We start from the raw sequence: 25,767 nt of genomic DNA, 5'->3' as shown, positions 1-25,767 counted from the left end.
TGCGGAGGGCAGACACAATGGGTGAAGTTCGTGTTGTCGGCATTCGCGTAGAGCAGCCGCAGAACCAGCCGGTGCTGTTACTGCGCGAAACCAACGGTGACCGTTACCTCCCGATCTGGATCGGTCAGTCGGAGGCCGCCGCCATCGCCCTCGAGCAGCAAGGCGTTGAGCCCCCGCGCCCGTTGACGCACGATCTGATCAGGGATGTCATTGCCGCGCTTGGGCATTCGCTGAAAGAGGTGCGGATCGTCGATCTGCAAGAGGGCACTTTCTACGCTGACCTGGTGTTCGACCGCAACATCACCGTGTCGGCACGGCCCTCGGACTCGGTGGCGATCGCGCTGCGGGTCGGCGTTCCGATCTACGTCGAGGAAGCCGTGCTTGCCCAGGCCGGCCTGCTGATTCCCGACGAGAGCGACGAGGAAGGTGGCACCGCCGTCCGGGAGGACGAGGTGGAGAAGTTCAAAGAATTTCTCGACAGCGTGTCCCCGGACGATTTCAAGGCCACCTAGCGGGCCGTGTGGCCTAGCGCAAACCCGCTACCACCAGCGCTTGGGAACGGCGGGTCCGCTGGTTTAGCCTGGATGGCGACATCACGGATCAATCTCAAACCACACCGTGATGTCGACACGCTGGCGGATAGCCCGCCCACTTGGCCCCGCGGCGGCCATACTTTGATCGCGACTACAGGCGCGGCGGCTATCAGAAAGCGTAAGCTCTACTAGCACTCGGGCCTGAGCGAACGTGGCTGCAACGCAATGCAGCCTTAGACGCAGCTAACGACGAGAGCGCGATCGCGGAGAGGAACCACCGTGAGCGAGCAGCCACGCCAAGAGCAGCTCAACTTAGCCGACAGCGGTAGCCCGGCGGCCAGTGACCGTCCCGTCACCGTAGCCAGTGCACCCGTGCAGCCGGGGCTTTTCCCGGACGACTCCGTGCCCGACGAGCTGGTCGGCTACCGCGGTCCGAGCGCCTGCCAGATCGCGGGCATCACGTACCGGCAGCTGGACTACTGGGCACGCACCTCGCTGGTGGTCCCGTCGATCCGCAGCGCGGCCGGCTCCGGCAGCCAGCGGCTCTACTCGTTCAAGGACATCCTGGTCCTCAAGATCGTGAAGCGGTTGCTGGACACCGGGATCTCGTTGCACAACATCCGCGTCGCGGTCGATCACCTGCGTCAGCGCGGTGTCCAGGACCTGGCCAACATCACCCTGTTCTCCGACGGCACCACCGTTTACGAGTGCACGTCGGCCGAAGAGGTCGTCGACCTGCTGCAGGGCGGGCAGGGCGTCTTCGGCATCGCCGTGTCGGGCGCCATGCGCGAGCTGACCGGCGTCATCGCGGACTTCCCCGGCGAGCGGGCCGACGGCGGCGAGTCGATCGCCGAGCCCGAGGACGAGCTGGCGTCCCGGCGCAAGCACCGCGACCGCAAGATCGGCTGAGCGGCGCGCCCGCGACTCCGCCCAGAGGGGCCGAGTAAACTGGGCTGCGCATCGCATTCGAGCGGGAGAGTTCCGTGGCTGCCAGCCACGGGCGCCGAAGGAGCAACACCTCTCCGTCAACCTCTCAGGCACCCGGACCGCGCGAAATCATGATGCCTCTGGAAAGCGGTGAGGACCCCCGTGGTCTGCGCCCGCCGATGGGGAAAGGCGCTCAGGCAGCATCGGGCGCCGAATCTCTCAGGCGCCCGGCGAATGGGTGAAGACAGAGGGAGAGGGCCGTTAGTCCTCTGCCTTGATAAGACTTCGCCCGCCTACTCAGGAGTTTCCAGTGTCCGATCAACTCACTTTCGCGGCTCGGCACATCGGCCCGGACGGCCAGGCCGTCGCGGCCATGCTCGCCGTCATCGGCGTCGACTCGCTCGATGAACTGGCCGCCAAGGCGCTTCCGGCCGGCATCCTGGACCGACTGACCGCCGGTGGCACCGCGCCCGGTCTCGACCAGCTGCCGCCGCCCGCCACCGAGACCGAGGCGCTTTCTGAGCTGCGGTCATTGGCGGATGCCAACACGGTGGCCGTGTCCATGATCGGACAGGGCTACTACGACACGCTCACGCCGCCGGTGTTGCTGCGCAACATCCTGGAGAACCCGGCCTGGTACACGGCCTACACGCCGTACCAGCCCGAGATCAGCCAGGGCCGGCTCGAGGCGCTACTGAATTTCCAGACCATGGTCGCCGACCTGACCGGCCTCGAGGTCGCCAACGCCTCGATGCTTGACGAGGGCACCGCGGCGGCCGAGGCAATGACGTTGATGCACCGCGCTGCGCGCGGGGAGGCCAACCGCCTGGCCGTGGATGCCGACGTCTTCACCCAGACCGCGGCCATTCTGGCCACCCGGGCCAAGCCGCTGGGCATCGAGATCGTCACCGCCGACCTGCGTGACGGGCTGCCGGACGGCGACTTCTTCGGCGTCATCGCCCAGCTGCCCGGGGCCAGTGGTCGGGTCACCGACTGGACGGGCCTGGTGGAGCAGGCGCACGACCGGGGCGCGCTGGTTGCCGTCGGCGCCGACCTGCTCGCCATGACGCTGATCACGCCGCCCGGTGAGATCGGCGCCGACGTCGCCTTCGGCACCACCCAAAGATTCGGTGTGCCAATGGGATTCGGAGGGCCGCACGCCGGCTACCTGGCGGTGCATGCAAACCACGCGCGTCAGCTGCCGGGCCGGCTGGTGGGTGTGTCGCTGGACGCGGACGGGACGCCGGCCTACCGGCTGGCGTTGCAGACGCGCGAGCAGCACATCCGCCGCGACAAGGCGACCAGCAATATCTGTACCGCGCAGGTGCTGCTGGCCGTGATGGCGGCGATGTACGCCAGCTACCACGGCGCCGAGGGGCTGACCGCGATCGCGCGCCGGGTGCACGGTCACGCCGAGGCGATCGCCGCCGGCCTCGGCGATGCGTTGGTGCACGACGCGTACTTCGACACCGTGCTGGCCCGGGTGCCTGGACGCGCCGCCGAGGTGATCGCCGCGGCCAAGGCGCACGGCATCAACCTCTGGCGGGTCGACGACGACCACGTGTCGGTGGCCTGCGACGAGGTCACCACCGACGAGCACGTCGCCGCTGTGCTCGAGGCCTTCGGACTGCACGCCACCGGGCAGGCGGGTGCGGGTACCGGCATCATCACCCGCACCTCGGAGTTCCTCACCCATCCCGCGTTCACCCAGTACCGCACCGAGACCGCGATGATGCGCTACCTGCGCGCGCTGGCCGACAAAGATATTGCTTTGGACCGCAGCATGATTCCGCTGGGCTCGTGCACCATGAAGCTGAACGCCGCCGCGGAGATGGAACCCATCACCTGGCCGGAGTTCGCCCGCCAGCACCCGTTCGCGCCGGCGTCGGACACCCCCGGGCTGCGGCGTCTGATCGCCGACCTGGAGACCTGGCTGGTGCAGATCACCGGCTACGACGCTGTCTCCCTGCAACCCAACGCCGGGTCGCAGGGCGAGTACGCCGGCCTGCTGGCCATTCACGACTACCACGCCAGCTGCGGGGAACCGCACCGCGACATCTGCCTCATCCCGTCCAGTGCGCACGGCACCAACGCGGCATCGGCGGCGCTGGCCGGGATGCGGGTGGTCGTGGTCGCCTGCCACACCAACGGCGACGTGGATCTGGATGACCTGCGGGCCAAGGTCGGCGAGCACAGCGACCGGCTGTCGACGCTGATGATCACCTATCCGTCCACGCACGGCGTCTACGAGCACGACATCGCCGAGATCTGTGCGGCCGTGCACGACGCCGGCGGCCAGGTGTACGTCGACGGCGCCAATCTCAACGCGCTGGTCGGTCTGGCGCGGCCGGGCAAGTTCGGCGGCGACGTCAGCCACCTGAACCTGCACAAGACGTTCTGCATCCCGCACGGCGGCGGCGGACCCGGTGTCGGGCCGGTGGCGGTGCGCTCGCATCTGGCGCCGTTCCTGCCGGGGCACCCGCACGCCCCCGAACTGCCGCAGGGGCATCCGGTGTCCGCGGCGCCCTACGGGTCGGCCTCGATCCTGCCGATCAGCTGGGCCTACATCAGGATGATGGGCGCCGACGGCCTGCGCGCGGCATCGCTGACCGCGATCGCGTCGGCCAACTACATCGCCCGGCGCCTTGACGAGTACTTCCCGGTGCTCTATACCGGCGAGAACGGCATGGTCGCCCACGAGTGCATCCTGGACCTGCGTGGCATCACCAAGTCCACCGGCGTCACGGTCGACGATGTGGCAAAGCGCTTGGCGGACTACGGTTTTCACGCGCCTACCATGAGTTTCCCGGTGGCCGGCACGCTGATGGTGGAACCCACCGAGAGCGAGACCCTGACCGAAGTCGACGCGTTCTGTGACGCCATGATCGCCATCCGCGGCGAGATCGACCGGGTGGGCGCGGGGGAGTGGACCGTCGACGACAACCCGCTGCGGGGCGCACCACATACGGCCGAATGCCTGGTGGTCAGCGATTGGGGCCATCCGTACACGCGGGAGCGGGCCGCTTATCCGCTGGGAAAGGAGTTCCGGCCCAAGGTGTGGCCGCCGGTGCGTCGCATCGACGGTGCCTACGGCGACCGCAATCTGGTCTGCTCGTGCCCGCCGGTGGAGGCGTTCGCCTGACAGTCGCGCGGGCCGAGCCTCAGCCGGGCGCTGTCGCGGGGGCTGGTAACACCAGCGGCACCAGGTAGCGGCGGGCGAAGTCGCGAGCCTGGTTCAGGTTGTAGATCGGGATGACCGACTTCGGCGTCCTGATCAGCGAGATGATCGGCCGTCCGATCATTTCGCCGACCACGTCGGCGTCGAGATCGGCGGACAGTTCGCCGCGTTCCTGCCATCGGCGTAGCCACGTCGCGATGTAGCCCCGGGTCATGGCGATCAGGTTCTCATCGGTCAGGTAGGCGGATAGTTCACCGGCGGCTCGCGCCGTCAGCTCAGGAAGGCGTTGATCGCCGACGCGAGATCGGGGGACGCCGATGTCGCGAGGTTCTGATAGCCACCCCCGCTGAGCTGAGCCACGGCTTCCCAGGTCGCCCGGTCCGGGTCCGCGCCGAAATCGATGACGTTCACCGCGATGGGTTTGGCCGGATCGGCACTCTTACGGATGAAGTCCTGCAGGCCCGGTCCGTCCAAGGACTGGTCGGTGTGCGGTCCCGCAGTGATCAACAGGATCGAATTCGTTTGTCCCGCATGGTAATTGGTTTGCATGTCCTGGTAGAGCATCCGCAGCGTGGTGAAGGACACCGCGCCACCGCCCGACGAGTACTGCTTGTCCAGCGCGGCGGCCAGTGCCGCCGAACGCGGCTGGCCGTTGACCGCGTCGGACAGCGGCCCGCTCGCCACCTCCGAGCGGCCCTCGTGGCCGTCGAACGTCCACAGCCCGACCACCGCGGTGCCGGGCAGCGCCTTGATCTTGTCCTGCAGCGCCCCGACGACGTTGGCCAGCCGCGTTTTTCCGGCTTCCTGGCCGGGCATCGACTGGTCGAGCATGATGGTCGTGGCCTGTCCGCTCGACGGGCTCGCCATCGCCTCGGCGAGGGTGGCCCGCATCGGCTCATCACCCACGGACAGCGCGGCCGGCAGCGCCGGGAAATTCGTGACCGGACTGCTGGGCGGCTTGACCCCGTTGACGCGGAAGCCGGCCTTCGCAAACTTGGCCAGCTGGTCTGACTTGTGCATGAAGCGCGAGAACTCGCTGGCCGCCGACGCCTGTTCGTGACTGAGCCACGAACCGCTGAGCAGCACGGTGGGGTAGTCGGCCACCGCGGCAGAGCCGGGCGGCAGCCAGAACCCCAAGGCGTCCTTGGCGTCCGGCGACGATTGGCCGCGCTGGAACAGCTGCTGCTCGGTGGTGACGACCGCGTGCACGGGCGCGGTCGCGGGGTCGCCGGGCTTCAGCAGCGTGTTCATCGCCTCGTTGAGTGAGTTGTCGGCCAGCTTGGGTTGCGCGCTCAGCAGGCTGCGCACCGCCCCGGTGCCCTGCGTCGCCGGCGCGCCGGGCGGTACCGCCGCCGCCGCCACCGCCTCGCCGGCCAGAAACGATGCGTCCCCGTTGCCGTTCATCGGCAGCGAAAGGCGCAGCGAGCCCCACGCGGGTAAGTTCAACCCGGCCAACGCATTCGGGTTGGTTTGCAGCCCGGGCAGCGCCGCCCAATTCTGGTTGGACAGGGCCGGAGCGAGTTGGGGGCGGATGGCCAGCACCACCGGCGAGGTGACCAGCGAATGGCTCTCGGTGACGGTCTTCTGGGCCGTCGCCCCGGCGAGCCGCGCGGCCGAGATCGAGCTGCCTGGAATCCACAGCGCAGGCTGACCGCCCAGTTCCGCGGGCCACTTGCCGATGAAGCCGTTGACCACGGCGTCGGAGTTGGCCGGCTTGACGCTCACCACCATGCAGTGGTCACCGATCGGCCCGGCGGATTTGTTGTAGCTTTCCGCCAATTGCGCAACGGAATCGGCGATCGACGGGTCTGCGACGACGGCTACCGTCTCCTGGCCGCCCGAGCAGCGGCCCGCCGCGGTGTGCGATCGCTTGGACAGCGCGTCACCGAAGAAGCTCCACAGGATCACCGATCCCACCACGACGACGACCGCGACCAGCGCCACGATCACGCCGATGCTCACGCCGCGACGGCCGCCCTCGCTGCGGTGACCGCCCAGCCGATCGGCGAGCCCGCGATGTCCGCCCCGGAAGAGCGACGGCGTCGGGGCCGGTGGCTCCGGGCTCGGCGCGGCGGTCTGCCGCGACGGAAACTCCGGGTAGTCGTCGGCGGTGCTGTCTACGAACGAATCCTCGGCCGCGTAGGGATCCTCGTCGTCCTCCGCGAATCGCCCGTCGTCGGGATGGCGACGTTCGTCGGAGTAGTAACCCTCGTCCGAGTGGTCACCCTCACCGGGATAGTCATCTTCGTCCGAGTAGAGGTCGGCTTCCTTGTCGTCGCCGGCATCCCCGTGGCGGCGTCCCGCCTCATCACCTTGAGTTGGCTCGTCGACGACGTCACGTCGAGACGGCTCGTCGAGGAACTCGTCAGGGTCGGGCGCACTGTGCCTACCCATAGCAGTGCCCGCGGCCTTTCCGTCGATCCATCGTTAACTCGGCGCCGATTTTAGTCATCGCCGGCACTATTACACGTTCGAACCCGATTTGAGCGCAGGCTCAATTCGACTGCGCAGCGTGTGCCTTGGCCTCACGCCGACGGCGATGCAGGATCGGCTCGGTGTAACCGTTGGGCTGCTGCGTTCCGGTCAGGATCAAATCCTGCGCGGCGAGGAAGGCGATGCTGTCGTCGAAGTTCGGCGCCATCGGCAGGTATGCCGCGTCCTTGGCGTTCTGCTCGTCGACCAGCGGGGCCATCCGCTCCAGGCTGGCCCGCACGTCCTCCTCGGTGATCACGCCGTGGCGCAGCCAGTTGGCCAGCAGCTGGCTCGAGATCCTCAGCGTGGCACGGTCTTCCATCAGCGCCACGTCGTGGATGTCGGGCACCTTCGAGCAGCCGACGCCCTGCTCGACCCAGCGCACCACGTAGCCCAGGATGGACTGGCAGTTGTTGTCGACCTCTTCGCGGATCTCCTCGGGAGCCCAGGCCAGCTCCTTGGCCAGCGGGATGGTCAGCAACTCCTCGATCTTGGTGCGCTTCTTGCCGGCCAGCTCCTCCTGCACGGCGCCCACGTCGACGTAGTGGTAGTGCATCGCGTGCAGGGTGGCCGCCGTCGGCGAGGGCACCCAGGCGGTGGTCGCACCCGCCTTCGGCTGATTGATTTTCTGCTCCACCATGTCGGCCATCAGCTCGGTCATCGCCCACATGCCCTTACCGATCTGGGCCTTGCCCTTGAAGCCGGCCGCCAGGCCGATGTCGACGTTGGCGTCCTCGTAGGCCTTGATCCACGCAGTGCTCTTCATCGCACCCTTGCGGATCATCGGCCCGGCCTCCATTGAGGTGTGGATCTCGTCGCCGGTCCGGTCCAGGAAGCCGGTGTTGATGAACACGACCCGGTCGGCCGCGGCCTTGATGCAGGCCTTGAGGTTGACAGTGGTGCGCCGCTCCTCGTCCATGATGCCGACCTTGAGGGTGCCCTGGGGCAGGCCGAGGACGTCTTCGACGCGGCTGAACAGCTCGCAGGTGTAGGCGACCTCGTCTGGTCCGTGCATCTTGGGCTTGACGATGTAGATGGACCCGGTGCGGCTGTTCGCCAGCGGGCCGTTCGCGTCACCGGTCTTGAGCCCGTGGATCGCGGTCAGGCCGGTGAACAGCGCATCCATGATGCCCTCGAACACCTCTTTTTCTTCGTCGCCTTCGCTCCACACGATCGCATCGTTGGTCATCAGGTGGCCGACGTTGCGGACGAACAGCAGGCTGCGGCCGGGCAGAACCAGTTCGCCCTCGCCGTCGGGTGTGGTGTAGGTGCGGTCCTCGTTGAGCACCCGGGTGAAGGTCTTGCCGTCCTTCTTGACGTCTTCGGACAGATCGCCCTTGTTCAGCCCGAGCCAGTTGCGGTACCCGAGCACCTTGTCGTCGGCGTCGACGGCGGCCACCGAGTCCTCGAAGTCCATGATCGTGGTGATCGCCGATTCCAGGACGACGTCCTTGATGCCCGCGGAATCGGTCTTGCCGATCGGCGATTCCGGGTCGATCAGGATCTCGATGTGCAGGCCGTGGTTGACCAGCAACACCGACCAGTTGGGGGAGCCGAGCTCGCCGGTGTAGCCGGCGAACTTCTCCGGGTCGGCCAGGCCGACGGAGCCGTCGGCGGTCGCGACCTTGAGCTGTCCGTCGTCGACGGACAGGCCCGTCGCGTCGGCCCACGACCCGGATTCCAGCGGCACGGCCTCGTCCAGAAATTTGCGCGCGTAGGCGATGACCTTGTCGCCGCGCACCTTGTTGTAGCTGGTGCCCTTCTCGGCGCCGTCACTCTCGGGGATGACGTCGGTGCCGTACAGGGCGTCGTACAGCGAGCCCCACCGGGCGTTGGCGGCGTTGAGCGCGAACCGCGCGTTGAGCACCGGCACCACCAGCTGCGGGCCGGCGGTCGTGGTGATCTCGTCGTCCACCCCGGAGGTGGTGATGGTGAAGTCCTCGGGTTCGGGCAGCAGATAGCCGATTTCGGTGAGGAACTGGCGGTACTCGTCGATGTCGAGCGGCGCGATGACGCGGCTCCGGTGCCACTTGTCGATCTGGGCCTGCAGGTCGTCGCGCCGGCGCAGCAGGTCCTGGTTCTTGGGGGTGAGGTCGGTGACCACCTTGTCGACGCCCGCCCAGAAGCTGTCCGGGTCGATGTCGGTGCCGGGCAAGGCCTCGTTGTTCACGAAGTCGTAGAGCACTCGGGCGACGCGCAAGTTCCCCGCCGACACGCGATCAGTCATGATTCTCCTCCGTCATGGGCCGCACCGGAACATCATCGGACCGGATTGGCAATGTCATCAGCCTACCGAGCGCAGCCTGATCAGCGTTATTCGCCCGACCCGGCAGGTGCAGGTCAGGCCACGCTGACAGCTCCAAGAACGACGCTGCGGCGAGCACCGGGAACTGTTTCCAGCAACGCATGTTCCGCGTGCCAACGGTCCTTCGCCCTCCAGCACTTTCTTAACTGGTAGCCGCCAAAGATCATACGGGCTGCGCGTAGTCGTCCCGGCCGGCCAGTGCCGTTACGCGTCGCGCATGGTGCCGACAAGGTCTTCAACCAGGTCTTCCATGGCCACCATGGCCACCACCGCCCCGCTTTCGTCGGTCACCAACGCCAAATGGCTGTTACTGCGGCGCATCCGGGACAGGGCGTCGGCCAGCGGCAGCGACCGGGACAGCCGCGGCAGCGGGCGCACCCTGGCCAGATCGATCACCGTCTGCGGATCATCGCCGAGCGTCAGCACGTCCTTGATGTGCAGATATCCGAGGAAGGCGCCGTCGACGCTGGCCACCGGGAACCGCGAGTATCCGGTCTGGACCAGGGCCTGCTCGACCGCCCCGACCGTGGGGCCCGAGCCCGCCGCCGCGACCGGTATCGCGTGCACGCCGGCGAGGGGCACCGCCACGTCACCGACCACGCGGTGGCGAATTTGCAGCGCCCGGGTGAGTCGGGTGCGTTCCTCGCGGTCCAGCAAGCCCTCGGACTCCGATTCGGCGATCATCTCGTTGAGCTCGACGGGGGAGACTGTGATCTCCAGCTCGTCCTTGGGTTCGACGCCGAACGCGCGCACCACCAGGTTGGCGCACTTGTTGTAGAACACGATGAACGGCCGGGCGGCCCGCACGTAGGCCAGGTACGGCGGGACGAGCAGCATCGCGGTGCGTTCCGGTCCGGCCAGCGCGATGTTCTTCGGCACCATCTCGCCCAGTAGCACGTGCAGCGTCACCACGATGGCCAGCGCGATCGCGAACGACAACGTGTGCAGCAGCGTCGCGTGAATTCCGGTGAGCCCCAACGCTGTTCGCAGCAGATTGGACACGGCCGACTCGCCGATCCGCCCGAGCAGCAGGGACGCGGCCGTGACGCCCAACTGGGCACCCGCCAGCATGGCCGGCAGCTGCTCCCCGGCGCGGATGACCGTGACCGCGGCCGCCTTCCCCTGTTCGGCCAGCGCCTCGAGGCGGTCGCGCCGCGCCGAGATCAGCGAGAACTCCGCCCCGACGAAGAACGCGTTCACCCCGATCAACAGGCAGGCCACCAGCAGGCCCATGGTGTCGCTCATCGGTGCGCCCCGGTCGCGGGGACATCACCGGCACTGCTCAGTTCGATCAGCTCGAGCAGGTCGATCCGGCGCCCATCCATCCGGATCACCGTGGCCTGCCAACGCGTCACCGCGTCCAGCAGGCCGTCGGCGTCCAGCGCGGGCAGCTTGACCGTGTCGCCGGCCACCGGGATGTGACCGATCTCGCGCAGCACCAGCCCGCCGATGGTCTCGTAGGGGCCCTCGGGCGCCCGAAAGCCGGTGGCGGCGGCCACCTCGTCGATGCGCAGCAGGCCCGAGACCCGCCAGCCGGAGCCGGCGGGCACCACGTCCGGAGTCGCGTCGTCGTGCTCGTCGCGGACGTCGCCGACGATTTCCTCGATCAGGTCCTCGACGGTCACCATCCCGGCGGTGCCGCCGTATTCGTCGACGACCAGCGCGGTTTGCAGGTTGTTGGCCCGGATCTCGGCCATCACCGCGTCGCCGTCCAGGGTTGACGGCACCTTCGGAACCGGTTGGGCCACCGTGATCAGCCGCGTGCGGGCGCGTTCGGTCCGCGGGATGGCGAACACCTGCTTGACGTGCACGATGCCGACCGTCTCGTCGAGGTCGCCGTCGACGATCGGGAAGCGGGAGAAGCCGGACTCGGCGGCCGCGGTCACCAGGTCGGCGACCGTGTCATCGGTCTGCAGTGCCACGATCTTGGACCGTGGCGTCATCAGCTCCTCGGCGCTCAAGGCTCCGAACTGCAACGAGCGCCGCACCAGGGCCGCCGTCGCGGCGTCCAGGGAACCGCTGCGCGCCGACGAACGCACCAGCGACAACAGCTCCTGCGGGGACCGTGCCGAGCGCAGCTCTTCGGCCGGTTCGACGCCGAGCCGGCGCACGATCCAGTTCGCCGCTCCGTTGGTCAGCCGGATCGCCGGGGTCAGCAGCAGCGAGAACAACAGCTGGGCCCCCACGACGGCGCGGGCCGCCGACAGCGGACGCGCCACCGCCAGGTACTTGGGAACCAGCTCGCCGAACACCATCGACACCGACGTCACGATCACCAGCACCAGGAAGGCCATGATTGCGTCGCCGACCTTGTCGGGTATGCCGATCGCATCCAGCCACGGGTGCGGCAAGTCCTCCACCATCGGATCGGTCAGGTAACCGGCCGCCAGCGTGGTGATCGAGATACCCAGCTGCGCGCCCGACAGCTGAAACGACAGCCGGTGGTGCGCGTAACGGATCCAGCGATCGCGGCGTCCGCCGCCACGCGCGTTGGCCTCGACCGCACTGCGGTCCAGGGTGGTCAGCGAGAACTCGGCGGCGACAAAGACGGCGTTGCCGAAGATGAGCACCGCGATCGCCACAACGCTGATCACGGTGACGGTGACGTTCATGAACGACGCCGCCGGCCGGCCGAGAGGTCAGGCTTGATGAGCGGAGACGGCGCGGAAGGAGGCTCCGCATCGGGCGATTCGGCTGACGGCCCGTGCGCCCGCAAGCCGATGGCTGGCACGGGTGCCTGCGGCACGTCGATCCTTTCGCTGCCTGGAGGCTGACGGCCGCGGTTGCGTCCGTCTTTGCTGTCATATGCTAGCCCGGGCCGCGGCCGCACGGCGCCGCCCAACCCCGGCTACGGGGTCGCTCGTTCGAATTCGGCCGCCGACCCGGGCCAACTAAAGTATGGCTAACCTTACTCAGGTACGCTCTGCGCACTATGCCCGACGCTCAGACGCCGTCCATTCAGGTCCTCCCGCGCGAACGCTTCGACATTCCCGACGAGGTGGCGTGCATTCCCCGCCCACCGGTTCCCAGCCTCGATCCGCCGTTCGGCATGCGCGTGGCGCAGCTCGAGGACGCGGACATGGTGACCGAGTGGATGAACCGCCCGCATTTGGCGCAGGCGTGGGAATACGACTGGCCGGCGACCCGGTGGCGCCAGCACCTGAGCGCCCAGCTGGACGGGACGTATTCGCTGCCGTTGCTCGGCAGCTTGCGAGGCATACCTCGCGCCTACCTCGAACTCTATTGGGGCGCAAAGGATCTGATATCCCGCTATTATGACGCCGAGCCCTACGACCTGGGGCTGCACGCCGCCATCGCCGACCTGAACCTGGTGAACCGCGGCCTGGGCCCGATGCTGTTGCCCCGGATCGTGGCCAGCGTCTTCTCGGCGGAGCCGCGGTGCCGGCGGATCATGTTCGACCCCGATCACCGCAACACCACCGCGCGCCGGCTGTGCGAGTACGCCGGATGCAAGTTCCTCGGCGAGTACGACACGACGAACCGGCGCATGGCGCTCTACGCGCTGGAGGCGCCGATCACGGATTCGGAGCCGCTGTAGTCGGGCGCCATCCCGGCGGCCAGTTCACTATCGCGAGGTTTCGCGGCGATCGCGGCCTGTAGGTCGCCGACCGTGTCGCAGTTCAACAGCTCCTCTTCGGACAGGGGATGCCCAGCCGGCGCGTGTCACCAGCCCTGCGGCAGCGGATGCCCCTCGGCGAAGCCGGCGGTCGACTGCACGCCGACCACGACCCGGTCGTACAGCTGCGCCAGGTTGGCCGCGCCGACATAGGTGCAGGTGCTGCGCACGCCCGAGGTGATGTGGTCGAGCAGATCCTCGACACCGCCGCGGGCCGGATCCAGCCCCATCCGGGACGTCGAAATGCCTTCCTCGAACAGCGCCTTGCGGGCCCGATCGAATGCGGTGTCCGCCCCGCTGCGCGCGACCACCGCCCGTTTGGAGGCCATGCCGTAGCTCTCTTTGTACGGCTGCTCCTCGCGGTCGCGCATCAGGTCGCCGGGCGACTCGTACGTGCCGGCGAACCACGACCCGATCATCACGTTGGACGCCCCGGCGGCCAGCGCCAGCGCCACGTCCCGAGGATGCCGGACGCCGCCGTCGGCCCACACATGTCCGCCCAATTCCCTTGCTGCCGATGAACATTCGACGACAGCGGAGAATTGCGGGCGGCCGACGCCGGTCATCATCCGGGTGGTGCACATCGCGCCCGGTCCGACGCCCACCTTGACGATGTTCGCCCCGGCGCCGAGCAGGTCGCGGGTGCCCTCCGCCGAGACGACGTTGCCCGCCGCCAGCGGCACGCCCAGCTGCAGCGCCGCGACCGTCCGGATCGCCTCGATCGTCTTGACCTGGTGTCCGTGCGCCGTATCGATGACCAGCAGGTCGACGCCGGCCTCGACCAGCGATCGCGCCTTGTCCCCGACGTCCCCGTTGATGCCGATGGCCGCGCCTATCCGCAGCCGGCCCCGCGCGTCGACGGCCGGGGTGTAGAGGCCCGCGCGGATGGCGCCGGTGCGGGTCAGCACGCCGGCCAGCGTGCCGTCGGCGTTTGTCACGACCGCGACACCGATGGACGACTGCTCGAGCAGGTCGAAGACCTTGCGCGGCTCGGTTCCCACCGGGGCGGTGACGAAGTCGGTTATCGCGACGTCGCGCACGCGGGTGAAGCGATCCACCCCCAGGCACGACGATTCGCTCACCAGGCCCCGGGGACGGCCCTCGAAGGCGACCACCGCGACACCGTGCGCGCGCTTGTGGATCAGGGCCGTGGCGTCGGACACCGAGTCGTCGGGCCCGAGCACCACCGGGGTGTCCAGAACGAGGTCGCGACTCTTGACGAACTCGACCGTCTGCTGCACCGCGGTGATCGGCAGATCCTGCGGCAAGATGACGAGTCCGCCACGGCGCGCGACGGTTTCGGCCATCCGTCGGCCCGCCACCGCGGTCATGTTGGCGACGACCACCGGGATCGTGGTGCCCGAGCCGTCACCGGTGGACAGGTCGACGTCAAACCGCGACGCGACCTCCGAGCGGTTCGGCATCACGAACACGTCGTTGTACGTTAGGTCGTATGCGGGTCTATGCCCGTCGAGAAACCTCATCGCAGTCGCCCCACCAACTCAAGCCCCCTTCCACGCCCTCTGGTGTCACCCGGCTACGCGGGCACTTCGGAGCGGTCTCCGCTCCACAGTGTGTGGAAGCGCTTGTCCGGGTCGTCATCGATGCGCCCGTAGGTGTGCGCGCCGAAGAAGTCCCGCAAGCCCTGGGTGAGCGCCGCCGGCAGCCGCTCGGTGCGCAGCGCGTCGTAATAGGACAGCGCGGAGGCGAAGCCGGGGATCGGGATGCCGAGTTCGGTGGCCTTCACCACGACGCGACGCCAGCTGTCGATGGATTCCTCGATGGCACTGCGGAAGTAGGGCGCGACGATCAGGGTCGGCAAGTCGGGATTCTCGTCGAACGCCTCCTTGATCCGGTTGAGGAACTTCGCCCGGATGATGCAACCGCCGCGCCAGATCGTCGCCATGTCGCCGGGCGTGATGCCCCAGTCGTACTCGGCGCTGCCCGCCTGGATCTGATTGAAGCCCTGCGCGTAGGCGATGATCTTCGAGGCGTACAGCGCCTTGCTCACGTCGTCGATGAACTGGGTTGCGTCACTTGGCTTCTCGCCCAGCTGACCGGAGGCCAGCCCGGTGGTGGCCTTGCGCTGTGCGACCGAACCGGACAGCGCGCGGGCGAACACGGCCTCGGCGATACCTGTCACCGGCACACCCAGATCGAGCGCCGACTTCACGGTCCAGCGCCCCGTGCCCTTCTGCTCGGCCTCGTCGAGGATGAGGTCGACCAGCGGCTTGCCCGTCTTGGCGTCGGTCTGGCGCAGCACCTGCGCGGTGATCTCGATCAGGAAGCTGTCCAGGTCGCCGGAGTTCCACTCGGCGAACACGTCGGCGATCTCGGGAGCGGTCTTGCCCAGGCCGTCGCGCAACAACTGGTAGGCCTCGCCGATCAGCTGCATGTCGGAGTACTCGATGCCGTTGTGCACCATCTTGACGAAGTGACCGGCGCCGTCGGGGCCGATATGGGTGCAGCACGGCACGCCGTCGACGTGTGCGGAGATCTCCTCGAGCAGCGGGCCCAGCGATTTGTACGACTCGGCCGGGCCGCCCGGCATGATCGACGGGCCGTTGAGCGCTCCCTCCTCACCGCCGGAGATGCCCGCGCCGACGAAGTGCAGGCCGCGCTCGCGGATCGCCTTCTCGCGGCGGATGGTGTCGGTGTAGAGCGCGTTGCCGCCGTCGATGATGATGTCGCCGGATTCCATGGCGTCGGCGAGCTCGTTGATGACGGCGTCGGTGGGGTCGCCCGCCTTGACCATGATGATCACCCGGCGAGGTTTCTCCAGCGCGTCCAGAAATTCTTCGATCGTCTCGGAGCGGACAAAGTTGCCCTCGTCGCCGTGCTCTTTGAGCAGCGCATCGGTTTTGGCGATCGAGCGGTTGTGCAGCGCCACGGTGTAGCCGTGGTGGGCGAAGTTGCGGGCGAGGTTCGAGCCCATGACGGCCAGGCCCGTGACGCCGATCTGTGCGGTGCCGGTCGTGGAACTGGAATGGGCATCCGACGAACTCATGTTTTCGCCTCTCAATTTGGAGAACTTTTCCGAAAAGCTTTCGGTGACACTGTGGCACAGCGAACAGTTGGGCGCCCGGGGTGATCGGCCCTCGGCTGCGTCAGAGGTTGAACAAGCGTTCCAGCTCGGTGAGCCACGGGACGGCCAGCGCGACGGTGGGCGCCACGAACACCGCCGCCGCGGCCAGGTATGCGGCCGCCGACAGCAGCGGGCTGTTGCCGCGTCCCCCCAGCCGGCGCACTCTGACCACCGTGCTGGGGCCGCCTGCCGCGAGCGCGCCCGACGGAGCCCGCCCCGATGCGCACGCGACCAGCGCCCGGGCCAGGGGAGCGCGACCCGCGGCGCGGACCGCCGCGTCGTCGGCGAGCAATTCGACCAGAAGCTGGACCGCGCCGAGCGCGTTGGCACTGCGGACCAACCGCGGGAAGGCCGCGTGCACCGCGGTGAAGGCCTCCAGCACCAAGTCGTGCCGCGCCCGCAGGTGGGCGCGCTCGTGGGTGAGGATCGCCTCGACCTCGGCGTCGGCGAGCGTGGTCAGCGTTCCCTCGCTGACCACCACCCGGCTGCGCACGCCGGGCAGGCAGTAGGCGAGCGGTTGCGGCACGTCGAGCACGCGGAGATCGCGCGTGCGGGCGCAGGGCTGGGACAGCGCCGCGCCGTGGCCGACCCCGACCAGGTCGACCACCATGCGGTGGTGTGCCCGTCTTTTCCGGTTGGCAATGGCCACTCGGATCACCGCGACCATTAACCGGGCGCCGACCAGCACGGTCAGGGCAAAAACACTGATGTAGACCGTCCACAGCGGCCAGCCGAGGCGATCGGCGGCGCCGACGATGCTGGTCGTGGGGCGCCCGTCGCGGCCGGGCATCAGCAATCGGGTGGCGATCGCGATACCGGCGCTGAACGCCGACAGCACCGCGGCCAGCGCGACGGCTTGCCAGAGCACCATAGCGGCGCGGGGAGCGCGCAGCGGCCAGCGCCCGCGTGCCAACATAGCCGGCACCGGGCCGGTCAGTAGCACCGCGAGAATGATGAAAGCCAGCGCGGACACACAGTTAGTGTCCCTCAGCCCTCCGGTGCTGCGCCAGCAGATGGCGAGTTATTGCGTTGATTGGCTTCCAGTTCGGCGAGTGCGCGCCGCAGCGCCTCTGCCTCGTCGGCGCCGACGCGTTCGACGAAGTGCACCAGCGCGGCCTGACGGTCGCCGGAATCCTCAGCCTGGGCCAGCGCGTCCACCATGAGTCCGGCGACCAGCTCGTCGCGACCGTGCACCGGTGCGTACCGGTGCGCCCGGTCGTCGCGGATCTGGGAGACCAGGTTCTTCTTGGCCAGCCGTTGCAGCACGGTCATGATCGTGGTGTAGGCGAGGTCACGCTGCGCCGACAACGCCTCATGGACTTGGCGAACGGTCTGAGGCTCGGGCGTGGACCACAGATGGTCCATGACGGCCCGTTCCAGGTCCCCCAGCCGAGTCAGTTTGGCCATAGTTCGTTCATCTCCTGAGCGTCGAATCAAGCGTACTCCGGCTTACTACCGACGGTCGTACGAAAGGCTGACAAATCACGGCCACCGCGCCCCCGCCGCGCACAAGACGAACATACCCTTGCAAAGTTAGGGCAGCCTTGCCTATGCTGATCGAGTCGAGCGATAACGGACCGTGTGAGAGTCCTGAGGGCTGCAGCGACCCCCGGTCTACTCGATCGGCGAGCCCCGCGCCTTCGAGGCGCGGGGCTCAGCCGTTTTCCGGGCCGGAATCCGCCGCGAGGGCGTGCCGAGGCCATGGTGTAGACACATTGACGTGCCAGAGCCGCAGAAAACGATCCTCCCGCCGGACTTCGCCGCACCCTTCGACCGCGAGATCGGGCTGCAATTCACCGAACTCAGCCCCGACGGGGCCCGCGCCCAGCTGGAGGTGACACCCAAGCTGCTGCAGCCGATGGGTTTGGTTCACGGTGGCGTTTACTGCTCGATGATCGAGAGCATGGCCAGCGTGGCCGCCTACACGTGGCTGGCCACCCGCGGCGGTGGAAACGTGGTGGGCGTCAACAACAACACCGACTTTTTGCGCTCCATCGGCTCGGGCATGGTGTACGGCACCGTGGAGCCGATCCACCGCGGCCGAAGCCAGCAACTGTGGTTGGTCACCATCACCGACAGCGACGACCGGGTCGTCGCCCGCGGTCAGGTGCGGCTGCAGAATCTCGAGATTCGCGAGGGCTGATCAGCTTCGCTTGGGCCGCGATGAATTGCGTTGTCCGGCAGCATCATCGGAGGCGCCAGCGCCGATCGGCTAGCTGGCCCGCCTGGCCGCCGGCCGCTTGGCCTCCGCGGCCGCCACCGCCAACTGCTCGAGCCGGGTCCGGGCGAACGCCTGCTGCTCGGTGATGGTCAGCTGGCCGCGGCGGGTACTCAGGAACGTCACCGTCCAGGACAGCAGCGTGCTGATCTTGGTCTTGAACCCGACCAGATAGACCAGGTGCAGCACCAGCCAGGCGAACCAGGCGAACAGGCCGCTGAACTCGACCGGGCCGATCTTGGCCACCGCGGAGAATCGCGACACCGTCGCCATGGAGCCCTTGTCGAAGTACTGGAACGGCTCCCGGTCGGCCGGGTTGGCGCCGCCGAGTTCGGCCTTGATGGTGCTCGCGACGTACTTGGCGCCCTGAATCGCGCCCTGCGCCACTCCCGGCACGCCTTCGACGGCGGCCAGGTCGCCGATGACGAACACGTTCGGGTGGCCGGGGACCGACAGGTCGGGCAGCACCTTGACGCGGCCGGCCCGGTCCAGTTCGACCGACGACTGGTCGGCCAGGTCGCGGCCCAGCGGGCTGGCTGACACCCCGGCGGACCACACCTTGCAGGCCGACTCGATGCGTCGGATGGTGCCGTCAGAATCCTTCACGGTGATGCCGTTGCGGTCGACGTCGGTGACCATCGCACCCAGCTGGATCTCGACGCCCATTTTCTCCAGCCGGGCCGCCGCACGCTGACCGAGCTTGTCGCCGAACGGCGGCAGCACGGCGGGCGCGGCATCGAGCAGGATCACCCGCGCCTTCGTCGAGTCGATGTGGCGGAAGGAGCCCTTCAGCGTGTAGGTCGCCAATTCCGCTATCTGCCCGGCCATTTCGACACCAGTGGGGCCGGCCCCGATCACCGTGAACGTCAGCAACTTGGCCCGCCGTTCCGGATCGCGAGACCGCTCGGCCTGTTCGAACGCGCTGAGGATGCGTCCACGCACCTCGAGGGCGTCGTCGATCGACTTCATGCCGGGCGCGAATTCGGCGAAATGGTCGTTGCCGAAATACGACTGGCCGGCGCCGGCGGCGATGATCAAGCTGTCGTAGGGGGTGTCGTAGGTGTGCCCGAGCAAGTCGGACACCACGAATTTGCCCTCCAAATCGATGTGGGTGACGTCGCCGAGCAGCACCTGAACGTTGCGCTGCCTGCGCAGCACGACGCGGGTGGGCGGCGCGATATCGCCTTCGGAGACAATGCCGGTCGCCAATTGGTAGAGCAGCGGCTGGAAGAGGTGATGCGTCGTTCGGGCGATCAGTTTGATGTCGACGTTGGCGTGCCTGAGTTTCTTTGCCGCGTTCAGTCCGCCGAACCCGGAGCCGATAATGACGACCTGGTGACGGTGCTCCGGTCCAGCTGTGGTACCTGGCTGGGGGCTCATGTTTCCGCTGCTCCTGACGGGGGCTTCTGGACGCGCGACTGTAATTAGCCACCACGCTAGTCAGGCGGATACCCGCAAACCTAACTGGCAACATGTGTAATCAAACACATCGCCAGTATCACTGCTGGTCGCCGAACGTGATACTCATCATGTGCGACTGGCGGGCCCGCCGCGGCGCCGAAATCCCTAGAGCCCCACGAGCGGACGTAGCGCCGCGCCGGCCGCCTCGATGACGCCGGGTGTGTAGAAGGGCAGGTTGATGATCACGCCGTCGATGCCCGCGTCGATCACCTTGGCCTTGATCTGATCGGCGACCGAATCCGGCGCGCCGACCACCATGCGCTGCGTCATCTCGGCCGGAATCTGGTCGAGGCTCGCGTTTTCGTCGATCAGCACCGTGGTCAGCGTGCTGGTTTCCAGAGTGGCGGGGTCGCGGCCCACCTCGTCGCAGGCCCGCCGCACCGCATCCAGCTTGCGCGGCAGCTCGTCGAAACCCGCGATCACGTTGAGGTGGTCGAAATGCCGTGCGGCGAGCGGGATCGTCTTCTTCTCGCCGCTGCCGCCGATCATCAATGGAATGTGGTCCCGGAAGCGGGGATTGGCGAACGCCTCGCTGGTTTGGTACCACTTGCCCGAGAAGGTGGCCCGTTCGCCCTTGATCATCGGCAGGATGATCTGCAGGGCCTCGTCGAGCCGGTTGAATCTGTCGGTGAAGGTGCCGAATTCGAAGCCGAGCTGATCGTGCTCGAGCTGGAACCAGCCGGTGCCGATCCCCAGGATCGCCCGGCCCTGGCTCACCACGTCGAGCGTGGTGATGGTCTTCGCGAGCAGACTCGGGTTGCGGTACGAATTGCCGGTCACCAAGGTGCCCAGCTGCACCCGCTCGGTCGCGGTCGCCAGCGCCCCCAGGGCGGTGTAGGCCTCCAGCATCGGCTGATCCGGCGATCCCAACATCGGTAGTTGGTAGAAGTGGTCCATCACGAAAACCGAATCGAATCCGGCGGATTCGGCCTCGCGGGCCTGCGCGATGACGGTGGGGAAGAGTTGCTCAACCCCGGTGCCGTAGGAGAAGTTGGGAATCTGCAGACCGAGTCGAATAGCCACGGGATTTACCGTAGCGATCGGCCCGGCCCGGGAGAAGGGTGTGCGCTACGCCTCAGGCGAAACGAGCCAGCGCGCCGTGACTCACGTGCAGCGTCTGGCCAGTGATGTGGCGCGCCGCCGAAGTGGTCAGGAACAACGCCAGCCGGGCGGCCTCCGCGGCCGCCGGCGCCGGGGTGCGGGATAGCCCGTCATAGCCGGCCTCGGCGCTGCGCCCACTCGCCACCACGTTGACCGTGATTCCGCGGGTACCGAAAATGCCCGCCTGCCCGGCGGTCCAGTTCGACAGCGTGGCCTTGATGGCGGCGTCGGCGCTGCCCGCCGGCGGGTTCTCGGGCACCAGGCTGATGATGGAGCCGCCCGAACGCAGGTGGTCACCCACGGCCTGCACGGTCAACACTGCCGAAAGCACCGTCGCGTCAAGGGCATTGCGCCAGGCGCCGGCCGTGTCGGCGATCGAATAGGTGCGCGGGTCGCGGGCGTCCCAGGTGGGGGCCGGCACGTTGACGATGGTGTCCAGATGGTGCGGGAAGAGGGGACGGGCCTCTTCGAGGCTGGCCGGGTCGGTGGTGTCGCAGACGATCGCCTCGACCTCGAGCTCCTTGGCGGCGATCTCGAGTTCGCTCTTCGCTGCGCCCACGAGGGTCACTTTGTGGCCGTCATCGCGGAAGCTCTCGGCCACCGTGCGCCCCAGGTCCGTGTCTCCGCCGGTAACCAGCACCTCCACTGCCATGACCTCCTCGTGTTCACGCGCGTTATGGCATCAGTCCCACATATGTTACTGGACAGTAGCTAGCCGGCGAAATTTTCGCCGGCGCGGCGCGCGGATCATTTGCGTAACTATTCGGCCGCCACTTTCTTGCGGCGATTCAACTACCGAGCGGACCGCATCATCGGCGGGCTAGGGTGCATCCATGCGTCGGATCGGGATCCTGGCCACCGTGGTTTCGACGGTGCTGATGGCCGGCCTGATCGGGTGCGGATCGAAGTCGCCCTCTTCGCAGACCTCCTCGACATCCGGCGGCAAGGTCATGGTGTTCGCCGCGGCGTCGCTCAAGCCGTCGTTCACCCAGATCAGCCAGCGGTTCAAGGACCAGGATCCGGGCGTCGGTGTCGACTTCGAGTTCGCCGGCTCCTCCGACCTGGCGACGCAGCTGACGCAGGGCGCGACGGCCGACGTCTTCGCGTCCGCCGACACCGCGCAAATGGACACCGTCGGCAGGGCCGGCCTGCTGAACGGCAACCCGACGAACTTCGCGTCCAACACCCTGGTCATCGTCACCGCGCCGGGCAACCCGAAGAAGATCGGTTCCTTCGCCGACCTGGCTCGGCCCGGCCTCGACGTAGTGACCTGCCAGCAGCCGGTGCCGTGCGGGGCGGCGACCCACCGCGTCGAGGACAGCACCGGGGTGCGCCTCAACCCGGTCAGCGAGGAACTCAGCGTGACCGACGCCCTCAACAAGGTCACCAGCGGCCAGGCCGACGCCGCGCTGGTCTACGTCACCGACGCTAAGTCGGCCGGCGGCAAGGTCGCGACCGTGAACTTCCCGGAGGCCGCGAGCGCGGTGAACGTCTATCCCATCGGTGTGCTGAAGAAGGCGCCGCTGGCCGCGCAGGCGCAGAAGTTCGTCGGCCTGGTGACCTCGCCGACCGGGCAGCAGATCCTGGCCCAGGCCGGCTTCGCGAAACCCTGACGGCGCCGTGCACCGGCCGACGGATCTGCCCCGCTGGGTGTATGTCCCCGCTGCGGTGGGCACCATTTTCGTGGTGCTGCCGTTGCTGGCCATCGCGGTCAAGGTCGACTGGCCGCATTTCGGGTCGCTGATCAGCAGCTCGTCGTCGCGGACGGCGTTGTTGCTGAGCCTGAAGACCGCGTCCGCCAGCACGGTGCTGTGCCTCGCGCTCGGGGTGCCGATGGCGCTGGTGCTGGCGCGCAGCACTGCGCGCGTGATCCGGTTGCTGCGGCCGCTGATCCTGCTGCCACTGGTGCTGCCGCCCGTGGTGGGCGGAATCGCGTTGCTGTACGCGTTCGGCCGGCTCGGGCTGCTCGGCCGGTACCTGGAAGCCGCCGGTGTCAGCATCGCGTTCAGCACCACCGCCGTGGTGCTGGCCCAGACCTTCGTCTCACTGCCGTTTCTGGTGATTTCCCTGGAGGGCGCCGCGCGCACCGCCGGGGCCGACTTCGAGCTGGTGGCCGCGACGCTGGGGGCGCGCCCGAACGTCGTCTGGTGGCGCGTGACCCTGCCGCTGCTGTTGCCGGGTGTCGTGTCGGGGGCGGTGCTGGCCTTCGCGCGCTCGCTGGGCGAATTCGGCGCCACGCTGACGTTTGCCGGATCCCGCCAGGGGGTGACGCGCACGCTGCCGCTGGAGATCTATCTGCAACGCGTGACCGACGCCAATGCCGCTGTGGCGCTGTCGATCCTGTTGGTGGTGGTGGCGGCCCTGGTGGTCTTGGGCCTGGGCACTCGCCGGCTGACCGGAACCGGGCAGGCATGAGCGAATTGCAGCTGCGCGCGGCCGTCGCGGATCGCCATGTGGACGTGGAGTTCTCCGTGTCCGCGGGTGAGGTGCTCGCGGTGCTCGGCCCCAACGGCGCGGGCAAATCCACCGTCCTGCATGTCATCGCGGGGCTCCTTCGTCCGGACGACGGGGTGGTACGGCTGGGGGACCGGGTCTTGACCGACACCTCGGCCGGGATAAATGTGGCGACGCACGACCGCCGGGTCGGGCTGCTGCTGCAGGACGCGTTGCTGTTCCCGCACATGAGCGTTGCCGCCAATGTCGCTTTCGGACCGCACAGTCGGCGCGCGAGGTGGCGCCCGGCCCGCGCCGCCCGGGCGGCGACCGCTCTGCGCTGGCTGCGCGAGGTGGATGCCGAACGCTTCGCCGACCGGAAACCGCGACAGCTGTCCGGCGGGCAGGCCCAGCGGGTCGCGATCGCCCGGGCGCTGGCGGCCGAACCCGACGTGTTGCTGCTCGACGAACCGCTGGCCGGGCTCGACGTCGCCGCGGCCGCGGCGATCCGGGCGGTGTTGCGCAAGGTCATCACCCGCACCGGCTGCGCGGCGATCCTGGTCACCCACGACCTGCTGGACGTGTTCACCCTGGCCGATCGCGTCCTGGTGTTGGAATCCGGCACGATCGCCGAAATCGGCCCGGTGCCCAAGGTTCTCACCGCACCCCGCAGTCATTTCGCGGCCCGCATCGCGGGCATCAACCTGGTGAACGGAACCGTCGACCGTGATGGCTCGCTGCGCGCGGCATCCGGCGACCGCTGGCATGCGGCCCCACCGGAGAGCGGCGAACCGATCGCGCCGGACCAGCATGCGATCGCGGTATTCCCGCCCACGGCCGTGGCCGTGTATCGCGATCGCCCGCACGGCAGCCCCCGCAACACCGTTGAGGTCACCGTGGCCGAGATGGATGTCCGTGGGGCGGCCGTGTGGGTCCGCGCCGTCCAGCAGCCCGACGGTGGACCGGGAATCGCCGCGGAGATCACCGTCGACGCCGCATCCGAGCTGCAATTGGTGCCGGGGGATCGAGTGTGGTTCTCGGTCAAGGCCCACGAGGTGGCGCTGTATCCCGCCGCGCGGTGAGCGGCGTCTTGCGCCCGAAAGATTGCACATTGGCAACATCGGTAAATCCGCACCGCATTAGTCCGCAATGCATCCTTGCGTCACAGCGGTAACACGGTAGGTTCGTCGCCATGGAGCAGGTGGAACCGACCTCGACCCGTCGCAAAGGACTGTGGACGACGCTGGCGCTCACCACGGTGACCGGTGCCAGCGCAGTCGCCATCGCGTTGCCGGCGACTTCCAGCGCCGATCCCGAGGTGCCGACCCCGGTCCCGCCGACCACGGCCGCGGCCCCACCGGGGGCGCCGGCGACCAACGCGCCACCCGCGGCCCAGGCGCCCAATGGGCAACCGGCACCGGGTGATCCCAATGCGGTCCCACCACCGCCTGCCAACCCGAACGGGGCACCGCCGCCCCCCGTCGACCCGAATGCGCCGCCGCCACCGCCGGCTGACCCGAACGCCGGGCGGATCACTAACGCGGTCGGGGGATTCAGCTACGTCCTGCCGGCCGGCTGGGTGGAGTCGGACGCGTCGCACCTCGACTACGGATCGGCGCTGCTGAGCAAGGTCACCGGCCCTCCGCCGATGCCTGACCAGCCGCCAGCGGTCGCCAACGACACCCGCATCGTGATGGGCCGCCTGGACCAAAAGCTCTATGCCAGTGCGGAAGCCAATAACGCCAAGGCGGCGGTGCGGTTGGGCTCGGACATGGGTGAGTTCTTCATGCCCTATCCCGGCACCCGGATCAACCAGGACACCACCCCGCTCAATGGGAGCAACGGAAGCACCGGCAGCGCGTCGTACTACGAAGTCAAGTTCAGCGATGCGTCCAAGCCCAACGGCCAGATCTGGACGGGCGTCATCGGTTCCGCCAACGGCGGGACCGCCCAACGCTGGTTCGTCGTGTGGCTCGGAACCTCGAACGACCCGGTGGACCGGGGCGCGGCCAAGGCGCTCACTGAGTCGATCCAGGCGTGGACACCCCCCGCGGCCCCGCCGGCGGCTCCAGGAGCCCCCGCGGCGCCGGGCGCACCGGGCACAGCGCCGGCTCCCGGCGCGCCGGCACCGGCGCCCGCGGCTCCGGCCGCGCCTGCACCGGCGCCCGCGGCTCCAGCCGCGCCGGCACCGGCGCCCGGGGCGCCCGCGCCGGTTCCCGGTGGCGCGCCGGCCTCCTCCGAGGTCAGCCCGTCGCCCACACCCACACCGCAGCAGACGTTCTCGGCCTGACCGCGCCGCTCGACCGGCACGCTCGGACCTGAAACCGACTGGTCAACCGTCTCCATTTCGGCACTCATTTCGTGACCCAAACTGGGTATACCGAAGTGACGGCCCAGCAAATAGCTGGGCTTTGCCA

Annotated in this window: 20 protein-coding genes, 2 pseudogenes and 2 riboswitches; of the genes and pseudogenes, 9 read left to right on the top strand and 13 right to left on the bottom strand. The window is 68.2% G+C overall.

Going from position 1 to position 25,767, the window contains the following annotated elements; translation table 11 throughout:
• The first annotated feature begins 17 nt into the window (after nucleotides 1–17).
• From B8W69_RS10140 to gcvP, 3 genes are all read left to right on the top strand, one after another.
• On the top strand, nucleotides 18–512 hold the full coding sequence (locus B8W69_RS10140; protein ID WP_003876509.1) for a bifunctional nuclease family protein: 495 nt from the start codon (nucleotides 18–20) through the stop codon (nucleotides 510–512).
• A 300-nt stretch (nucleotides 513–812) separates the two neighbouring features.
• Nucleotides 813–1,442, top strand: a complete 630-nt coding sequence (locus B8W69_RS10135; RefSeq protein ID WP_064881076.1) for a MerR family transcriptional regulator — start codon at nucleotides 813–815, stop codon at nucleotides 1,440–1,442.
• A 52-nt stretch (nucleotides 1,443–1,494) separates the two neighbouring features.
• Nucleotides 1,495–1,592: riboswitch (glycine riboswitch) on the top strand.
• Nucleotides 1,593–1,718, top strand: a riboswitch (glycine riboswitch).
• 52 nt (nucleotides 1,719–1,770) lie between these two features.
• Nucleotides 1,771–4,602 (top strand): aminomethyl-transferring glycine dehydrogenase, encoded by a 2,832-nt coding sequence (gcvP, locus tag B8W69_RS10130; RefSeq protein ID WP_085289692.1) that lies wholly within the window; start codon nucleotides 1,771–1,773, stop codon nucleotides 4,600–4,602.
• Between the two features lie 19 nt (nucleotides 4,603–4,621).
• On the opposite strand, the pseudogene B8W69_RS10125 reads toward gcvP, so the two are convergent.
• From B8W69_RS10125 to B8W69_RS10105, 5 genes and pseudogenes are all read right to left on the bottom strand, one after another.
• Nucleotides 4,622–4,900: pseudogene (locus B8W69_RS10125) on the bottom strand (TetR/AcrR family transcriptional regulator); the annotation flags it as partial.
• Between the two features lie 8 nt (nucleotides 4,901–4,908).
• Nucleotides 4,909–7,032 (bottom strand): substrate-binding domain-containing protein, encoded by a 2,124-nt coding sequence (locus B8W69_RS10120; RefSeq protein WP_085289691.1) that lies wholly within the window; start codon nucleotides 7,030–7,032, stop codon nucleotides 4,909–4,911.
• 100 nt (nucleotides 7,033–7,132) lie between these two features.
• Nucleotides 7,133–9,337: a malate synthase G gene (locus tag B8W69_RS10115; RefSeq protein WP_085289690.1), complete on the bottom strand. Its 2,205-nt coding sequence runs from the start codon at nucleotides 9,335–9,337 to the stop codon at nucleotides 7,133–7,135.
• 282 nt (nucleotides 9,338–9,619) lie between these two features.
• The gene (locus tag B8W69_RS10110; RefSeq protein ID WP_085289689.1) at nucleotides 9,620–10,660 is read right to left on the bottom strand and encodes a hemolysin family protein; all 1,041 of its coding nucleotides are present in this window, start codon (nucleotides 10,658–10,660) and stop codon (nucleotides 9,620–9,622) included.
• Nucleotides 10,657–12,027: a hemolysin family protein gene (locus B8W69_RS10105; RefSeq protein ID WP_085289688.1), complete on the bottom strand. Its 1,371-nt coding sequence runs from the start codon at nucleotides 12,025–12,027 to the stop codon at nucleotides 10,657–10,659. The genes B8W69_RS10110 and B8W69_RS10105 overlap by 4 nt, the downstream gene beginning before the upstream one ends.
• A gap of 320 nt (nucleotides 12,028–12,347) precedes the next feature.
• On the opposite strand from B8W69_RS10105, the gene B8W69_RS10100 reads away from it, so the two are divergent.
• Nucleotides 12,348–12,974, top strand: a complete 627-nt coding sequence (locus B8W69_RS10100; RefSeq protein WP_085289687.1) for a GNAT family N-acetyltransferase — start codon at nucleotides 12,348–12,350, stop codon at nucleotides 12,972–12,974.
• A gap of 29 nt (nucleotides 12,975–13,003) precedes the next feature.
• Here B8W69_RS10100 and B8W69_RS32215 read toward each other — a convergent pair.
• The 5 genes and pseudogenes from B8W69_RS32215 to B8W69_RS10080 all read right to left on the bottom strand — a co-directional run.
• Nucleotides 13,004–13,087 (bottom strand): annotated as a pseudogene (locus tag B8W69_RS32215) (acyl carrier protein); the annotation flags it as partial.
• 12 nt (nucleotides 13,088–13,099) lie between these two features.
• Nucleotides 13,100–14,536, bottom strand: coding sequence for a GuaB1 family IMP dehydrogenase-related protein (locus tag B8W69_RS10095; RefSeq protein ID WP_085289686.1), 1,437 nt, complete (start codon nucleotides 14,534–14,536; stop codon nucleotides 13,100–13,102).
• A gap of 53 nt (nucleotides 14,537–14,589) precedes the next feature.
• Nucleotides 14,590–16,059 carry an NADP-dependent phosphogluconate dehydrogenase gene (gene gnd, locus B8W69_RS10090; protein ID WP_085289685.1) on the bottom strand — a complete coding sequence of 490 codons (1,470 nt, stop codon included), beginning with the start codon at nucleotides 16,057–16,059 and terminating at the stop codon, nucleotides 14,590–14,592.
• A 100-nt stretch (nucleotides 16,060–16,159) separates the two neighbouring features.
• Nucleotides 16,160–17,110: a M56 family metallopeptidase gene (locus B8W69_RS10085; protein ID WP_085289684.1), complete on the bottom strand. Its 951-nt coding sequence runs from the start codon at nucleotides 17,108–17,110 to the stop codon at nucleotides 16,160–16,162.
• Nucleotides 17,111–17,124: 14 nt separating this feature from the next.
• Complete coding sequence (locus B8W69_RS10080; protein WP_085289683.1) at nucleotides 17,125–17,544, bottom strand: BlaI/MecI/CopY family transcriptional regulator; 420 nt, start codon at nucleotides 17,542–17,544, stop codon at nucleotides 17,125–17,127.
• Between the two features lie 313 nt (nucleotides 17,545–17,857).
• On the opposite strand from B8W69_RS10080, the gene B8W69_RS10075 reads away from it, so the two are divergent.
• Nucleotides 17,858–18,280 carry a PaaI family thioesterase gene (locus B8W69_RS10075; protein ID WP_085289682.1) on the top strand — a complete coding sequence of 141 codons (423 nt, stop codon included), beginning with the start codon at nucleotides 17,858–17,860 and terminating at the stop codon, nucleotides 18,278–18,280.
• Nucleotides 18,281–18,349: 69 nt separating this feature from the next.
• Here the strand turns inward: B8W69_RS10075 and B8W69_RS10070 are convergent, their stop codons facing one another.
• From B8W69_RS10070 to B8W69_RS10060, 3 genes are all read right to left on the bottom strand, one after another.
• On the bottom strand, nucleotides 18,350–19,735 hold the full coding sequence (locus B8W69_RS10070; protein WP_085289681.1) for a type II NADH:quinone oxidoreductase Ndh: 1,386 nt from the start codon (nucleotides 19,733–19,735) through the stop codon (nucleotides 18,350–18,352).
• A gap of 186 nt (nucleotides 19,736–19,921) precedes the next feature.
• Nucleotides 19,922–20,839, bottom strand: a complete 918-nt coding sequence (locus B8W69_RS10065; RefSeq protein WP_085289680.1) for an LLM class F420-dependent oxidoreductase — start codon at nucleotides 20,837–20,839, stop codon at nucleotides 19,922–19,924.
• Between the two features lie 52 nt (nucleotides 20,840–20,891).
• Complete coding sequence (locus tag B8W69_RS10060) at nucleotides 20,892–21,569, bottom strand: SDR family oxidoreductase (RefSeq protein WP_085289679.1); 678 nt, start codon at nucleotides 21,567–21,569, stop codon at nucleotides 20,892–20,894.
• 181 nt (nucleotides 21,570–21,750) lie between these two features.
• Between B8W69_RS10060 and modA the strand changes: the two genes are divergently transcribed.
• From modA to B8W69_RS10040, 4 genes are all read left to right on the top strand, one after another.
• Nucleotides 21,751–22,530 (top strand): molybdate ABC transporter substrate-binding protein, encoded by a 780-nt coding sequence (modA, locus tag B8W69_RS10055; protein WP_085289678.1) that lies wholly within the window; start codon nucleotides 21,751–21,753, stop codon nucleotides 22,528–22,530.
• A gap of 7 nt (nucleotides 22,531–22,537) precedes the next feature.
• Nucleotides 22,538–23,332, top strand: coding sequence for an ABC transporter permease (locus B8W69_RS10050; protein ID WP_110881880.1), 795 nt, complete (start codon nucleotides 22,538–22,540; stop codon nucleotides 23,330–23,332).
• A complete protein-coding gene (locus B8W69_RS10045) occupies nucleotides 23,329–24,432 on the top strand; it encodes a sulfate/molybdate ABC transporter ATP-binding protein (protein WP_085289677.1) in 1,104 nt (367 codons plus the stop codon). The genes B8W69_RS10050 and B8W69_RS10045 overlap by 4 nt, the downstream gene beginning before the upstream one ends.
• Before the next feature lie 110 nt (nucleotides 24,433–24,542).
• Nucleotides 24,543–25,640, top strand: a complete 1,098-nt coding sequence (locus B8W69_RS10040) for an alanine and proline-rich secreted protein Apa (protein ID WP_085289676.1) — start codon at nucleotides 24,543–24,545, stop codon at nucleotides 25,638–25,640.
• The last annotated feature ends 127 nt before the right edge of the window (nucleotides 25,641–25,767 follow it).

The organism is Mycolicibacterium vulneris (genome assembly GCF_002104765.1).
Classification (GTDB): Bacteria; Actinomycetota; Actinomycetes; order Mycobacteriales; family Mycobacteriaceae; genus Mycobacterium; species Mycobacterium vulneris.
This window is presented reverse-complemented; position numbering and strand designations above follow the sequence as displayed.

Coding starts and splice junctions, on each gene's coding strand:
- B8W69_RS10060 (WP_085289679.1), bottom strand. CDS start 21,569: ATGGCAGTGGAGGTGCTGGTTACCGGCGGAGACACGGACCTGGGGCGC.
- B8W69_RS10110 (WP_085289689.1), bottom strand. CDS start 10,660: ATGAGCGACACCATGGGCCTGCTGGTGGCCTGCCTGTTGATCGGGGTG.
- B8W69_RS10095 (WP_085289686.1), bottom strand. CDS start 14,536: ATGAGGTTTCTCGACGGGCATAGACCCGCATACGACCTAACGTACAAC.
- B8W69_RS10115 (WP_085289690.1), bottom strand. CDS start 9,337: ATGACTGATCGCGTGTCGGCGGGGAACTTGCGCGTCGCCCGAGTGCTC.
- B8W69_RS10040 (WP_085289676.1), top strand. CDS start 24,543: ATGGAGCAGGTGGAACCGACCTCGACCCGTCGCAAAGGACTGTGGACG.
- B8W69_RS10100 (WP_085289687.1), top strand. CDS start 12,348: ATGCCCGACGCTCAGACGCCGTCCATTCAGGTCCTCCCGCGCGAACGC.
- modA (WP_085289678.1), top strand. CDS start 21,751: ATGCGTCGGATCGGGATCCTGGCCACCGTGGTTTCGACGGTGCTGATG.
- B8W69_RS10120 (WP_085289691.1), bottom strand. CDS start 7,032: ATGGGTAGGCACAGTGCGCCCGACCCTGACGAGTTCCTCGACGAGCCG.
- B8W69_RS10080 (WP_085289683.1), bottom strand. CDS start 17,544: ATGGCCAAACTGACTCGGCTGGGGGACCTGGAACGGGCCGTCATGGAC.
- B8W69_RS10140 (WP_003876509.1), top strand. CDS start 18: ATGGGTGAAGTTCGTGTTGTCGGCATTCGCGTAGAGCAGCCGCAGAAC.
- B8W69_RS10070 (WP_085289681.1), bottom strand. CDS start 19,735: ATGAGCCCCCAGCCAGGTACCACAGCTGGACCGGAGCACCGTCACCAG.
- B8W69_RS10105 (WP_085289688.1), bottom strand. CDS start 12,027: ATGAACGTCACCGTCACCGTGATCAGCGTTGTGGCGATCGCGGTGCTC.
- gnd (WP_085289685.1), bottom strand. CDS start 16,059: ATGAGTTCGTCGGATGCCCATTCCAGTTCCACGACCGGCACCGCACAG.
- B8W69_RS10045 (WP_085289677.1), top strand. CDS start 23,329: ATGAGCGAATTGCAGCTGCGCGCGGCCGTCGCGGATCGCCATGTGGAC.